Annotated in this window: 12 protein-coding genes; 6 read left to right on the plus strand and 6 right to left on the minus strand. The window is 61.1% G+C overall.

What is annotated here, in order from left to right; translation table 11 throughout:
- Nucleotides 1-139 precede the first annotated feature (139 nt).
- Nucleotides 140-1,540 carry a PLP-dependent aminotransferase family protein gene (locus ACSQ83_RS22820; RefSeq protein ID WP_414968884.1) on the minus strand — a complete coding sequence of 467 codons (1,401 nt, stop codon included), beginning with the start codon at nt 1,538-1,540 and terminating at the stop codon, nt 140-142.
- A gap of 145 nt (nt 1,541-1,685) precedes the next feature.
- Between ACSQ83_RS22820 and ACSQ83_RS22825 the strand changes: the two genes are divergently transcribed.
- Both ACSQ83_RS22825 and ACSQ83_RS22830 read left to right on the plus strand, forming a co-directional pair.
- A complete protein-coding gene (locus ACSQ83_RS22825; protein ID WP_414950769.1) occupies nt 1,686-1,994 on the plus strand; it encodes a DUF2917 domain-containing protein in 309 nt (102 codons plus the stop codon).
- A gap of 73 nt (nt 1,995-2,067) precedes the next feature.
- A complete protein-coding gene (locus ACSQ83_RS22830) occupies nt 2,068-3,306 on the plus strand; it encodes a pyridoxal-phosphate-dependent aminotransferase family protein (protein WP_414968883.1) in 1,239 nt (412 codons plus the stop codon).
- 26 nt (nt 3,307-3,332) lie between these two features.
- Here the strand turns inward: ACSQ83_RS22830 and ACSQ83_RS22835 are convergent, their stop codons facing one another.
- From ACSQ83_RS22835 to ACSQ83_RS22850, 4 genes are all read right to left on the minus strand, one after another.
- Complete coding sequence (locus ACSQ83_RS22835) at nt 3,333-4,247, minus strand: ABC transporter permease (RefSeq protein ID WP_414950766.1); 915 nt, start codon at nt 4,245-4,247, stop codon at nt 3,333-3,335.
- A gap of 1 nt (nt 4,248) precedes the next feature.
- A complete protein-coding gene (locus ACSQ83_RS22840) occupies nt 4,249-5,163 on the minus strand; it encodes an ABC transporter permease (RefSeq protein WP_436229700.1) in 915 nt (304 codons plus the stop codon).
- 69 nt (nt 5,164-5,232) lie between these two features.
- Complete coding sequence (locus tag ACSQ83_RS22845; RefSeq protein ID WP_436229752.1) at nt 5,233-6,471, minus strand: ABC transporter substrate-binding protein; 1,239 nt, start codon at nt 6,469-6,471, stop codon at nt 5,233-5,235.
- Nucleotides 6,472-6,621: 150 nt separating this feature from the next.
- A complete protein-coding gene (locus ACSQ83_RS22850) occupies nt 6,622-7,692 on the minus strand; it encodes an ABC transporter ATP-binding protein (RefSeq protein WP_436229701.1) in 1,071 nt (356 codons plus the stop codon).
- A gap of 297 nt (nt 7,693-7,989) precedes the next feature.
- On the opposite strand from ACSQ83_RS22850, the gene ACSQ83_RS22855 reads away from it, so the two are divergent.
- Genes ACSQ83_RS22855 through ACSQ83_RS22870 form a run of 4 tightly spaced genes read left to right on the plus strand, consistent with a single transcriptional unit; the run spans nt 7,990 to nt 11,976 of the window.
- Nucleotides 7,990-8,988, plus strand: coding sequence for a polysaccharide deacetylase family protein (locus ACSQ83_RS22855; RefSeq protein WP_436229702.1), 999 nt, complete (start codon nt 7,990-7,992; stop codon nt 8,986-8,988).
- Nucleotides 8,985-9,734 carry a GntR family transcriptional regulator gene (locus ACSQ83_RS22860; RefSeq protein ID WP_436229703.1) on the plus strand — a complete coding sequence of 250 codons (750 nt, stop codon included), beginning with the start codon at nt 8,985-8,987 and terminating at the stop codon, nt 9,732-9,734. The genes ACSQ83_RS22855 and ACSQ83_RS22860 overlap by 4 nt, the downstream gene beginning before the upstream one ends.
- Nucleotides 9,735-9,773: 39 nt before the next feature.
- Nucleotides 9,774-10,364, plus strand: coding sequence for a flavin reductase family protein (locus tag ACSQ83_RS22865; RefSeq protein ID WP_414950759.1), 591 nt, complete (start codon nt 9,774-9,776; stop codon nt 10,362-10,364).
- A gap of 25 nt (nt 10,365-10,389) precedes the next feature.
- Entirely contained in the window at nt 10,390-11,976 is a 1,587-nt protein-coding gene (locus ACSQ83_RS22870) for a gamma-glutamyltransferase family protein (RefSeq protein ID WP_436229704.1), read from the plus strand.
- 210 nt (nt 11,977-12,186) lie between these two features.
- Here ACSQ83_RS22870 and ACSQ83_RS22875 read toward each other — a convergent pair whose 3' ends face one another.
- Complete coding sequence (locus ACSQ83_RS22875) at nt 12,187-13,587, minus strand: MFS transporter (RefSeq protein ID WP_414968877.1); 1,401 nt, start codon at nt 13,585-13,587, stop codon at nt 12,187-12,189.
- Between the last annotated feature and the right edge of the window lie 14 nt (nt 13,588-13,601).

Raw genomic sequence — 13,601 nt, forward strand, 5'->3', positions numbered from 1 at the left:
CTAACACTAAACGCGCGAAGACCTAAAAAGCAGCAACCCGGCAATGAACCAGACCGCTAACGCCAGAACCCACCAACCCGGCATTGAACCAGACCGCTAACCCTGGACCCGACCAACCCGCCCCCCCCCCCCGCGACCATCACCTCCGCCCCATATCTTCAAAGAACCGAATGGCCCGTGCATCGTCGGTATGAGCCGTATTGATCCGCACCCACGGTGAAACCTCCCCATTAGGCCGATAGTAGCTCCCAGGCGCGAGCGTGATACCAAATTTCAGCGCCCGCTCGACCAGCACCATCGAGTCCTCCACACCAGGCACACGCGTCCAGATAAAATTACCGCCACTAGGTTCATCGAAGACTTCCCAGCCATTCTCCTCAAGGCGCTGAACCGCTGTCGACAGCGTGTCGTGAATGCGGCGCCGTAAACGCTCAAGATACTTGCGGTACGTACCGCGCTCAAGCAACGCCGCCACCACGCACTCACTAAAGCGCGAACCGCCCAGGCTAGTGAGCACCTTCACATCGACCAGATCCTTGATCAAATCGCGCTTGGCCGCCAGATACCCAATCCGCAACGACGATGACAATGTCTTCGATAACCCACCCACGTAAATCACATGATCAAGCTGATCGAGCGACGCAAGCCGCTGTGTCGGCGTCGCCTGGAAGTCTGCATAGATGTCGTCCTCCACGATCATGAAGTCATGCTGCTGCGCAAGTTGCAGCAACTTGAACGCAACCTGCGGCGCAACATTCGTCGCGGTCGGATTGTGAAACACGGTGTTGATAAAGAACAGTTTCGGCTTGATGGTCTTGAGCAAATGCTCCGCAACCGCCACATCCGGCCCGCTCGCGAGGCGCGGAACACCAACAATCCTGACACCCTGCAGCTTGAGCAAACCGAACAGGTTGTAGTAGCCGGGGTCTTCCACGAACACGGTATCGCCCGGCTTCAGCATGAACCGGACAACCAGATCGAGCGCCTGACTCGCACCGCTCGTGGCAATGATGTTCGAGATATCCGCCTCAATGCCGACCACCGCAAGCCGCATCTGGATCTGGTGCCTCAGGCTCGCGTCACCATGCGGCATGGCGTAATCGATCACGCAGCTCGGGTCCGTCCGCATGACCTGGCGCACGGTCTGGGCAATCCCCTCGATGTCTCGCCACGCTTCGGGCACAAAGCCGCTGCTCAGCTTCAATGACTCGCCGGGATAGTTGAACTGCTGCAGGATCTGATGCGATTCTTCCTCGGCAAGACGAGGATCAGAACCGCCCGCCGCGTTGCCTTCGCCCCCCATGTGGTTCGCGACGTAGAAGCCCGAACCATGCTTCGGCACGATAAAACCCAGCGACGAAAGCCGGTCATACGCTTCGATCACCGGAAAGCGGCTGATCTGCTGGGTAGCCGCCAGCGCCCGGATGGACGGCAGTTTCACACCGGCCAGAAGCTGGCGCGAGCGGATCAGACCCGAAATACCGGTCACGAGCTGATCGGTCATAGGGACGCCACTGCGCAGGTCGATGACAAGGTCCATTACGTGATCTCTTGAAGTGTGCAGGGAAAATCACTGAACAGTGCGGCACAACTGTTCGCGACTGTACATTCCTAAGATTGAAGTTTAAATAAATAATGCAGTCAAGAGGCCGTCTCTCTGTGAGCGGCCGTGATGGGAGAGGGACATGCGTGAAATCCGGACCTTGGAGCAGGAACCCCATGATGCGCCAGCCTGCTGGCTCATCGATCGGCCTCACACCCTGACGGTTTGCAGGGGTACGGTGTGGCTGACCATTGAAGGCGAATCCGAAGATTGGTGGCTGCGGGAAGGCGAAACGCTTGAACTCGCGCCGCGTTCGAAGGTCTGGATCAGCACGTCTGAACCAAATAGCCGTTTCGTTTTGGCATCGGCACCGGTATTCTCGCCTACACGCAAATTTGCTTTCTACTGGCTGCTGATCCGTTTCGGCCAGCGCAGGACGCGGGCAATGTAAGCGGGGCGAGGCCGTCTTTGGCTCGCTTATCCAACCTTAGCCAACCGACAACGCCTTTAATTAAAGAACTTCGATGAACGACCGACATTCCTTCTCAGCAAATTCCGGCACACCGGACACGTTTAGCATCGCCTGTCCGACGGTCCTGCCGCTCTCTTCAATTCTTCCCGAAGAGCCTCTGCTGATGATGGGCGCCGGCCCCGTACCGATTCCCGACGCCGTGGCCAAAGCCAACGGTGTCGTGATCAACCATCTTGGTTCGACCATGGCGGCGGTCATCAGCCAGGTCAAGACGATGGCCCGGTATGTATTCCAGACCGAATCGAAATGGGTAATGGGTGTAGCGGGACCGGGCTCGGCTGCCATGGAAATGGCGATCACGAACCTCGCGTGGAAAGGCTCGCGCGTGCTGTGCATCTGCAACGGCTTTTTCAGCGAGCGCATGGCGGAGATGGCAAGGCGAACCGGCGCGGAAGTGGAGACGCTGAACATAGTCGACGGCACAGCGGCGGACACGCAGCAAGTGGCGGACGCTATCGACCGGTTTCGTCCGGAGATCGTGACGATCGTGCATGGCGAGACATCGAATACCGTCTGGAACCGCAGTCTCGAATCAATCTCCGCGGTCGCTCGCGCCGCCGGCGCGCTGGTGATTGTCGATGCGGTCTGCACGCTGAGCACCATGCCCCTGCCGATGGACGCCTGGGGTATCGACGCCGTGATTACCGGTGGCCAGAAAGGGCTGTCATCGATTCCCGGCGTCTCGCTGCTCGCGTTCTCCCAAGCGGCGTGGCAACGCATCATGTCGCGTCCCGTGCCGCCAACGCACTGGTGCCTCGATGCGGCGCTTGCCACGAACTTCTGGCATAACGCGTCCTACCATTACACCGCGCCGGTGTCGGGCGTGCTCGCGCTTCACGAAGCCCTGCGGCTCGTGTGCGCGGAAACGCTCGAGCGCCGGTTCGCGCGTCACCAGCGCTGTTCGAACGCGTTGCAGGCGGGCATCGAGGCGTTGTCGTTGAAGCTCTATGTGCCTAAGCCGAGCCGGCTGAATTCGGTTGTGGGCATTGCGTTGCCGCAGGGCATCAGCGGGTCGGACGTGTGCGCTCATATCTCGCGGCATCATCACGTAGAGATTGCAGGCTCGTTCGGCGCACCGATCGTACGGATCGGCCAGATGGGCGAGCAATGCCGCGAGCATCATCTCTTCAGGACCATCCACGCGCTTGGCCGGACCATGATCGACCTCGGCGTGCCGGTGGATCTTCCCTCAGGCGTGGCGGCGCTGGAGCGGTCGTTATCGGCGGCTTGATTGCGTGGGCACGCAGGCTCTGACGGTCAACCTGCCAGTGCTCTCGAACGTCGGCGGCTCAGCCACTGAACCGTCAGCAGCCCTACCACCATCACTGTCAGCGAGAGCATCGTGGTCATCGTGCCGAGCGCATAGATCACGGGCGTGGTGACCGAAGTCGTGAGCCCCTGCAATTCGAGCGGCAGCGTGTTCTGGTCGCCGATCGCCTGTGACGTGCGCGCGATCTCGTCCCACGACAGCGTGAAGCCGAACATCCCGACGCCAATCACCGATGGCCCGATGATCGGCAACACCACATGGCGAAAGCTCTGCCAAGGCGACGCGCCAAGATCGCGAGCCGCTTCTTCGTACGCCGGGTTAAAGCGGTTGAAGACAGCAAACATCACGAGCAGTCCGAAGGGTAGCGTCCACGTTAAATGGGCACCGAGCGCCGAGGTATAGAGGCCCATCGACGTGGTGTAGTTGTCGACGAACGATTGATAACCCCACGCGCCGGCAAGATACTTCACGCCGTTATCGAGCAGCCGGAATGTCAGCCCGATTCCCAGCGACACAATAATCGACGGCATGATCAGGCTCGCGACGGACACATAGAACACGGCTGTGTCGCCGCGAAAGCGCTTGCGAAACGCGAGGCCGGCCGCGACCGAGAACAGCACCGTCAACACCGTGACGACTGCGGCAAGGCGCACCGAGCGGCCGAACGCGGCCCAGATATCTATGTCGCCCACGCCTTGGCGCAACACGGCGAACCAGTGTAACGAAACACCGCGCATGGGAAACGTGAGACCGCCTTCCGGTCCCTGAAACGACAAGATGAAGATGGTGATGACCGGTCCATACAGGAACAACACGAACAGCCCGAACACCAGTGCAAGCCAGTAAAAACTGGCGGGACGCCGCTCACGGTGGTGCTTCAGACCTTGACGAATGGCTGCCATGTCAAAGCTCCTTGCGGATATCGACTACGCGCGTGAGCGCCCAGACAATCATCAGCACGACGGCCAGCAGGATGATCGCGTTGGCAGCAGCGGCAGGAAACTGGAGGTAGCCGGTCTGCACCTGAATAATCTTTCCGACCGATGCAATCTGCTGTCCGCCCATCACGCCGACCGTCAGGAAGTCGCCCATGACGATGGTGATGACGAAGATCGAGCCGATCACAATGCCCGTCTTCGACAATGGCAACACGACTTCACGGATCACCTGCCAGCCGCTCGCGCCGGCGTCGCGCGCGGCTTCGAGCAACGACCGGTCGATGCGCATCATGGCGTTGAATATCGGCACGATCATGAAGAACGTATAGAGATGCACGAACGCGAGCACCACCGAGAAATTGGAATACAGCAGCCACTCAAGCGGCTTGTCGATCATGTGCGATGAAAGCAGCGCCTGGTTCACGAGCCCGTTGCGGCCGAGCAGCGGTATCCACGAGATCATCCGGATCACGTTCGACGTCCAGAACGGAATGGTGCAGACGAGGAACAAGACCGTCTGCATACCCGATGAACGAATGTGAAACGACAGGAAATATGCGATCGTAAAACCGAGCACCAGCGTCACCGCCCAGACGATCGCGCAGAATTTGATCGTCGACCAATAGGTCTTGAAGGTCACGCAGACATCGGTCATCGACGAACAACCGTCGAAGATCGCCGCGTAGTTCTTGAACGTAAACGCGGGGATGATCTGGTATTCGTTGAAGTCCCAGAAACTCACGATCAGCGTGATGACCAGCGGCACGAGAAAGAACAGGATGAAGGTCAACGCAAGCGGCGTCGCCTGCAGCCAGGCAGCGGCGCGCCGGTGCTTGACGGTCGCTTTCAGCGGTTGGATGGGTAGCTCGATCGATGCCATCGCGAATTGCCTATTGGATAAACGGAAACCGACCGGCGTGCATCAAGTTCAGCAAGCCGGTCATGCGCGCTAAGCTGCGATGAACTCGTTCCACTTCTGGACCATATAGATGTTCTCGTCCATCACCGCGTTCCAGCACGCGATCGCCCCCGTGCGCTGGTTGTACGAACCGCCGTCCCGCACCGTGCCGACCTTTTCGAGCAATTGACCGTCGGGCGCCTTGATGTCCTGCGCGGCCGGTTTGCCTTCGATCCAGTAGTCCCATTCATAAGGCTGCATGTGGGTCTTGGCGGTATCAAGCACACCCGCGTAATAACCCTGGCGCATCAGGTAAGCGCCTGCCCAGCCGTCCTGGAACCAGTTGATGAACTCATAAGCGGCGTCAAGCTTGCGGCCTTGCAACGAACGCGGCAGGCCGAAGCCCGACGCCCATGACCGATACCCCTCCTTCAGCGGTTGAAATTTGCATGCAACGCCCGTCGTGCGGACCTTCGTGACGGCAGGTGACCACATCGACTGGATCACGACCTCGCCGGACGCCATCAGGTTAACGCTCTCGTTGAAGTCCTTCCAGAACGCACGGAACTGACCCGCACGCTTTGCCTCGATCAGGATCTTGATGGTCTGGTCGATCTCGGCCTTGGTCATGTTGCCCTTGTCGCCGTATTTCACATGACCCATCGCCTCGATCGCCATGGCTGAGTCCATGATGCCGATAGCGGGAATGTTCAGGAGTGCGGCACGTCCCTTGAATTCAGGGTTGAGCAACTCGGCCCAGCTGGTAACCGGGCGCTTGATCAGGTCAGGACGGATGCCCAGCGTATCGGCGTTATACGTGGTCGGGATCAGCGTCATCCATTCGGTGGGCGTCGCCGAGAACTCGGTCGAGCGGGCACCCGTCAGGAACATCACTTTCTTCGGGGCCGTGCCCTGGTCACCAATCTTCTTGCCGTCGACTTCACCGCGGGTGAGCACCGGCGTGATCTTGTCGGCGAGCTTGATCTTTCTTGCATCCATGCCGGCCAGCGTGCCGGCGGGAATCAGCTTCTTCAGCGAGAAATACTCGGTGTCGACAATATCGAATGAATTCGGCTGCGTGATGATGCGCTTGGCGACATCGTCAGTCGTCACCGGGATGTACTGGATCTGGATGCCGGTATCTTCCTGGAATTTCTTCGCGATGTCTGAACTCTGGTTCACCGCCGTGCCCAGGTAACGAAGCGTGATCTTTTCCTGCGCATGCACGTACGGAAACCCAGCAATGCCAGCCGCGGCGACCGCGCCCTTGAGCAGGGTGCGGCGTGACATGCCCTTCGGTTCGGTCGTCGCGGCGCTTGAGGACGAGTCACTCGTGCTGAGTTCGGACAGTTCTTTGTTACGCTCGGTCATGGCCATCTCCCTTGGTTGAAATTGTCGTTCGCTGCAACGTGCGGCGCAGAGCGCTCGCTTGGCGCCCTCTCATGCCGCCAATGCATGGGCGTCCTGTTCGTTCCACCAGACCACGACACGCGCATCGGGGCCCAGCCGCTGTGGGTCGTATTCGTTATCGGGAAGTAGTGAAACCAGGTCGGGTGAACCGTCGAGCGGTGCGAGCGTCATGCGCAAATGGGTCCCCTGGTATTCGGTTTCACGGACCGTGCACGGGATGCCGCCGATCCGGCTGAAGCCGCTTTCGTTCGTGGGTGACTGCACTGGTGTAAAGCCGTGCGGCGCAATCCGCAGATGATCGGCGCGCACGGTAAATGCGCGGCCGTTGGCGCCAAACACGTTATGTCCGCCGAGGAACCGCGCGACGAATTCCGTGCGCGGCCGGTTGAATACTTCGTAGGGCGAACCACTTTGTTCAATGCGTCCGTGACTCATGACAACGACCATATCCGCGAGCGCGAGCGCCTCTTCTTGCGAGTGCGTCACGTGCACAAATGTGATGCCCAGTTCCTTCTGCCAGCGCTTCAGTTCCGCGCGCATCTGTACGCGCAGGAACGGGTCGAGTGCGGACAAGGGTTCGTCAAGCAGCAGGCAGCGCGGCTCGTTCAACAGCGCGCGGGCGAGTGCGACACGTTGCTGCTGACCACCCGATAGCTGCGACGGCTTGCGTTGCGCATAGGCGCTCATCGCGACAAGTTCCAGCAGCTCGCCCGCCCGCTTCCGGCGTGCATCCTTGGCTACGCCGCGCATCTTCAGGCTGAACGCGACGTTATCGAGCGCGGACAAATGCGGGAACAACGCATAACTCTGGAAGACCATCGCAGTGCCGCGCTCGGCGGGTTGCGCGCGCGTGATATTACGCTGACCGATGAGGATGTCGCCGTCGCTAATGGATTCATGGCCGGCGATCATTCGCAATGTCGATGTCTTGCCGCAGCCCGACGGCCCGAGCAGGCAACAGTACTGGCCGCCGGGAATCCGGAGGTCGATCGAATCGACGGCGAGCGAGTCGCCGTATTGCTTCGATACATGCACGAGTTCGATATCGGCGGCCTCGGTCTTGAACACGGCGGCAGGCGCGGCAGAAGTGGACGGACTCATGGGTACGAACGCATGCAGGGCGTTTCCTCGATAAACCAAAGACGGGGCTAAGGACTCTCCAAGGCCCTGAATGCAAGACCTATGCCACTTTGTCCGCATATCGATTATTTGATCGCAAACCATCACGGCTGTTGAACGTAGACGATATGGCGTGTAAATTGCACACAATCCGAAATCAACCTGTCAGCGATCAAACCCGTTATTCCGCACAACCGCGGTGCGCCACGGGTCCGTCGCGGGGCGCGATCCCCCAAAAAGGTTCACGCGCGGCACGCTTGTCACTCAAGGCTTTTGCACATGGACACCATCCGCCACGCTCACGCGTCGCACGATCCTGCGTCTGGTCCTGCGTTCGGTCCGCTCGCCACGCACGACCGCTTTCCGTACCGGCCAATCACCGATACCGACGCGTTTCGGTGGCCGGGCGACACCGGCCTCGCTGTCTATCTCGGCTTCAACATCGAGCACTTTGCGTTCGGTGAGGGATTGGGTGCGGCCCTCGGCCCGGTCTCGCCACAGCCCGACGTGCTCAATTACAGCTGGCGCGAATACGGCAACCGCGTGGGCGTATGGCGCTGCATCGAACTCTTCGATCAGCTCGACCTGCCGTCGGGCACGCTGATCAATACATCGCTTTATGACCACTGTCCGGAGGTCATCGAAGCCTGTCTCGCGCGCGGCGACGAACTGATTGCGCACGGTCATACGAATGCGCATCGCCAGAGCGACCTGGACGAAGCCGGCGAGCGCGCGTTGTTGCTGCATTGCCGGGAACGTATCAGCGCCCATGCCGGCACGCCGCCCTCGGGCTGGCTCTCGCCATGGATCTCCGAATCGCGCGTCACGCCCGACCTGCTCGCGGAAACCGGCTACCGCTACACGCTCAACTGGTGCCACGACGACCGCCCGGTGCGCATGGCGACTCGCTCAGGTTCGTTGTGGTCCATCCCCTACCCGCAGGAACTCAACGACTTGCCGATGATGGTCGGCCGTCATCTCGACGCACGCGATTTCGCCGACATGATCATCGACCAGTTTGATGAAATGCTCGAACAGGCGAACCGCAGCCGCCATCCGCAGGCGCTCGTGATGGGCATTGCGCTGCATCCCTATCTCGTCGGACAGCCCTACAGGCTGCGTCATTTGCGTCGCGCACTGAAGCACATCGCCGACGCCCGCGCGAATGGCGAGGTTTGGATGACAACGCCCGGAGCAATCGCGCGCCACATGGACGAGATGGAACGCGAGGGTCTCGTCGGCACGTCGCAACTGGCTCTCCTTCCCGTAGAAAAATGACGCCGAAACCCGCATTGAAAGTGGCTGCAAAGCCCCGAAAGAAGCCCGTCCGCGAGTCAAACGCAGACACACCAGCAGCGCTGGACGCCGATGCACGCCTCTATCAGGCGATCTTCGATGGTGTGCTCAACCATCGGCTGACGCCCGGCACCAAACTTCCAGAGCCAGAGTTGTGCCAGTTGTTCGGCGTCGGCCGCGCGGTCGTGCGGCGCGTGCTGGAGAAGCTCGCCTACGACGGCATCGTCGCGCTGCGGCCGAACAAGGGCGCGGTCATCGCCGAGCCGACGGCCGAGGAGACACGCGAGATTTTCGAAGCACGCCGTTCGATGGAGCGCGTGCTGGTCGAGCTCGCGGTGCTGCGCGCGAGTGCTCAAGACATCAAGACGCTTCGCCGTCAGCTAGCCGATGAACACGAAGCCATGCATCGCTTCGACCAGCCCTCGTGGGCGCGCCTTGCAAGTGACTTTCATCTGCGCATCGCGGCGCTTGGCGGCAACTCGATCCTGCAACGCTACCTGACCGAACTGGTGTCGCGATGCTCGTTGATCGTGGGCGTCTACGAGCCGCCAGGCCACGCGCCCTGCGAGCACGAGGAACATGCGGCGATTGTCGATTGCATCGAGGCGCGCGATGCAGCCGGCGCAGTGACACGCATGGAAGCGCATCTGCGCGAACTGGAAGAACGCATCGAGACGTCACGCATGCTGGGCGAAAAGAGCCTTGGGCAACTGCTCGGCATGCGCTGAATCCGAACGTCAACCCTTGGTCCACTGATCTACGTCATCATGGAAATAGACTTCGAAGCCATCACCGAATATCAGCGATACAAGCTCATGGCGAGCCTGATCGTGCCGCGCCCGATCGCGCTGGTGACGACCGTGAGTGCGAGCGGCACGATCAACGCAGCCCCCTTCTCGATGTTCAACATGCTGGGCGAAGAGCCGCCCATCGTGATGATCAGCATCAACCGTCTCGACGATGGCTCGCTCAAGGACACGGCCGTGAATATCGTGCGCAGCCTTGAGTTCGTCGTGCATCTTTGCGACGAAGCGATGGCCGAAAAAATGCATCGGTGCGGGGAGCGTCTGCCGCCCGATGTCAGCGAACTCGAGAAGGTCGGCCTGACACCCGTGGCAAGCTCGCGAGTCGCGCCGCCACGAATCGCGGAGGCGCCGGTGGCATTCGAATGCACGTTGTGGGAAACGCTGGAAACCACGAGCCGTCAGATTTTCATCGGATGCGTTCACAGGCTGCATGCGCGCGATGAACTGATCGATACCGAAACGTGGCGCGTGCGGCTTCAGCACTACTTCCCCGTTGGCCGGTTCGGCGCGAGTGATTATGTGACCACCCGCGAGCGCTTCACGCTCGGCTGAACATCCCTCCCGGAGCACCCCATCCATGCACAACGCTACCCTTGCCACGTCCACTGAAGGCATGGTCACCAGCCCCCATGCACTCGCGAGCGAAGCGGGCCTCGAGGTACTGCGCGCGGGCGGCAACGCCATTGAAGCGGCCATTGCGATTGGCGCGGCGCTGAGCGTGACTTATCCGCATTTCACCGGTCTTGGCGGCGATGCGTTCTGGGTCATCGGCGACCGCGCGGGCATGCTGCGGACGTTATCGGGTATCGGGCAAGCGGCGCAGACATTGCCCGCGTTCTCCGCCGCGATCCCGTTGCGTGGGGGCGGTTCCACATTGACCACCGCTGCAGCGGTTGATACCTGGCATCAGGCCTATGCAATCAGCCAGGCAGCATGGGGCGGCCAACGCACGTGGTCGTCGCTGTTCGATCGCGCTATCGAGCATGCATCGGAGGGATTTCCGGTCACGCCATCGCAGAACTTCTGGCAGCAGTTTCGCGCGGGTGAATTGAGCGCAATGCCGGGCTTTTCAGCGATATTCGCGCCTGACGGTCATGCGCCTGCGATCGGCGAACGCTTTGTTCAACAGGCGCTTGCACGCAGTCTTGAACGCATCGCGACCTATGGCGCACGCGAATTCTATGAGGGCGAACTCGCCGAGCGTATTGCACGCGGCTTGCAGCAAGCCGGTTCACCGCTGACACACGGCGACCTCATCAAGACGCGCGCACGCGACGAAGCACCGCTGCGCGTGGCGTATCGCGGTGGAGAACTCGTGAGCCTGCAACCACCTACGCAAGGCGTCACCACGCTGCAGATCATGGGTATGCTGGCCCGCTTCGATCTGTCGTCCATCGCCGAAGGTAGCGCCGACTACTATCATTTGCTGGTGGAGGCAGTGAAATGCGCGTTCGTCGATCGGGACCGATGGGTCTCCGACCCGGAGTTCAACCGCGTTCCCGTCAGCGACATGCTCTCGACCAGCACGCTCGACGCTCACGCGCGCTCGATCAATCTTCAGCAAGCGCGTGCGTGGCCGCATATATTCCGTCCCGGCGATACGGTGTTCATCGGTGCATCGGACGCACACGGCCGCAGCGTCAGTCTGCTGCAGACGGTCTACTTCGATTGGGGCAGCGGCGTGGTCGCTGGGGACACCGGCATTCTCTGGCACAACCGCGGCGCGTCGTTCAGCGTTGACCCTTCGCATCACAATGCCGTAAAGCCCGGCAAGCGGCCGTTCCATACGCTCAACCCGGGCATGTATCTGAAGGATGGACGGCCGCATCTGGTGTTCGGCACGCAGGGCGCGGACGGTCAGCCCCAAACACTGGCAGCGGTGTTGACGCGGCTGATTGACTACGGGATGGACCCGTTGAGCGCGCTGGGCCGCCCGCGTTTCCTGCTCGGCAAGACCTTCTCGGACACCCGCGATGCGCTGAAGCTGGAGGAAAACGCCGGTGCCGACGTGTTCGCCGCATTAGCGGCGCGCGGGCATGAGGTGAGCGCGATTGCAGCGCAGAGTCCGCTTGCGGGTCATCCGGGCGTGATCCGGATTGAATCGGATGGTGCAATGTCCGGCGCGCATGATCCGCGTAGCGACGGCCAGGCCATGGGACTTTAAACACTCGACACGCACCGCATGCCATTCATGGTCGAGCCGGCATGATGCTCGGCAACGATCGTGCGATCAAGGTGACCCACATGGCCGGCGAGCAAGTGTATGAGCGCACCACCTCGGGCGATGACTTCCGCTATCCCGCGGCTGCGTAGCTGCATGTAGCATGGGGGCGATTGGCTAATTCAGGCCGCTCGCCCCCGTCTTCCCTCCTGATCACACGCCGCTGTCCACGCGCACCCCTGCCGCACGCATTGGGTCTGAAACAACAGCGCTCTCCTTGGGCAGCGCCCATTCCAGCCAGCGGGTGCGCTGCAGGACCACCAGCGCGAACGCGATAGCCGACAGCCCGCCGAAGGTGGCGAACCCCATCTGATAGCTGCCGGTGCTTTCCTTGGCCATCCCCATGATCACCGGCAGATAGAACCCGCCAATCCCGCCCGCCGCGCCGATAATGCCGGACATCAGCCCGGTCTTGCCCTTCCAGCGTTGCGGCACCAGTTGAAACGTCGCACCATTGCCGAGACCGAAGCACAAGTAGGTCACGACCAGCAGCGCGATCCCGGCGGGCAACGGCGGCATCCACGCCGCGAACATGAAGTCGCACACCGAGATAGCGGCGAGCAGCAGGACAAGCGCACGCACGCCGGAAATCCGGTCCGCGATCAGGCCGCCGATCGGACGCACCAGCGCACCCGTGAAAGCGAGCAACGACATGAAGAGACCCGCCTCAAGTTTCGGCAACTGATACAGCGAAATCAGCAGCGTGGTTACGTAGGATGACATACCAACGAAGCCACCGAACGTGATGCTATAGACCAGCATCACGATCCACGTATCCCCTTCCACCAGCACGCTGCGGTAGTGTTTTGGCAATACTGCAATAGCCAGTAGCGCGCCCAGCACCGGAAGCAGCAGCACACCCGTTTTGCCCGCACCGAAAACACCCCAATGCACAGCAAGCACGAGCGCAACGAGTCCGCCCAGCGTCACGCAGAAGCTAAGGAACGCTTGCGGTGCGCTGCCTGACTTGGGCCCCAGATCCTTCGCCCAAAAAAAGATTGCTGTGGCCGCCAACGCCAGCAAAGGCAACGCAGCGCCCGTCGCTTTCGCCCAGCCGAAATGGTCGGCCAGGCCGGGGAACATGAAGCCGTCGAGCACCGCGCCGATGTTGCCTGCGGCGGCGAGCCCGAGCACGAGACCTTGCACCTTGGGCGGATAGTTGCTTCCGGCCATCGGTAGCGCAACGGCGAAGCTTGCACCACCCACGCCAAGAAACACGCCGAGCACAAGCAGCAACGTATAGGACGGCGCGGACGGCAGTAACAGCAGGACGACCGACGGCAAAGCCGACAGCGCGATGCCCATCAACGCGATCCGCCGGCCATCGTGGGCCTGATAAAGATTGCCGAGCGTCACTCGCAGGATGGCCGCGCCCAGCACCGGAACCGCGACCAGGAAGCCGAGTTCGGCCGGCGACATCGCAATGTCTTTGTGGATGAACGGCGCGAGCGGGCCGAACATCACCCACACGGTGAAACCGGTATCGAAGTAGAGGAAGCACGCAAGCAACGCGCGCCAGTTACCGCTCGATAGCGAATTCAGCAGGTTTTTCATGGGTCTCTCTCTCG

Source organism: Caballeronia sp. LjRoot29 (genome assembly GCF_964252755.1).
In the GTDB taxonomy this organism is placed as follows: domain Bacteria; phylum Pseudomonadota; class Gammaproteobacteria; order Burkholderiales; family Burkholderiaceae; genus Caballeronia.

What these genes read in the sequence shown, in the direction of transcription:
- ACSQ83_RS22835 (WP_414950766.1), bottom strand. Translation starts at nt 4,247, where the DNA reads ATGGCAGCCATTCGTCAAGGTCTGAAGCACCACCGTGAGCGGCGTCCC.
- ACSQ83_RS22840 (WP_436229700.1), bottom strand. Translation starts at nt 5,163, where the DNA reads ATGGCATCGATCGAGCTACCCATCCAACCGCTGAAAGCGACCGTCAAG.
- ACSQ83_RS22875 (WP_414968877.1), bottom strand. Translation starts at nt 13,587, where the DNA reads ATGAAAAACCTGCTGAATTCGCTATCGAGCGGTAACTGGCGCGCGTTG.
- ACSQ83_RS22870 (WP_436229704.1), top strand. Translation starts at nt 10,390, where the DNA reads ATGCACAACGCTACCCTTGCCACGTCCACTGAAGGCATGGTCACCAGC.
- ACSQ83_RS22845 (WP_436229752.1), bottom strand. Translation starts at nt 6,471, where the DNA reads ATGTCACGCCGCACCCTGCTCAAGGGCGCGGTCGCCGCGGCTGGCATT.
- ACSQ83_RS22830 (WP_414968883.1), top strand. Translation starts at nt 2,068, where the DNA reads ATGAACGACCGACATTCCTTCTCAGCAAATTCCGGCACACCGGACACG.
- ACSQ83_RS22855 (WP_436229702.1), top strand. Translation starts at nt 7,990, where the DNA reads ATGGACACCATCCGCCACGCTCACGCGTCGCACGATCCTGCGTCTGGT.
- ACSQ83_RS22865 (WP_414950759.1), top strand. Translation starts at nt 9,774, where the DNA reads ATGGAAATAGACTTCGAAGCCATCACCGAATATCAGCGATACAAGCTC.
- ACSQ83_RS22825 (WP_414950769.1), top strand. Translation starts at nt 1,686, where the DNA reads ATGCGTGAAATCCGGACCTTGGAGCAGGAACCCCATGATGCGCCAGCC.
- ACSQ83_RS22860 (WP_436229703.1), top strand. Translation starts at nt 8,985, where the DNA reads ATGACGCCGAAACCCGCATTGAAAGTGGCTGCAAAGCCCCGAAAGAAG.
- ACSQ83_RS22820 (WP_414968884.1), bottom strand. Translation starts at nt 1,540, where the DNA reads ATGGACCTTGTCATCGACCTGCGCAGTGGCGTCCCTATGACCGATCAG.
- ACSQ83_RS22850 (WP_436229701.1), bottom strand. Translation starts at nt 7,692, where the DNA reads ATGAGTCCGTCCACTTCTGCCGCGCCTGCCGCCGTGTTCAAGACCGAG.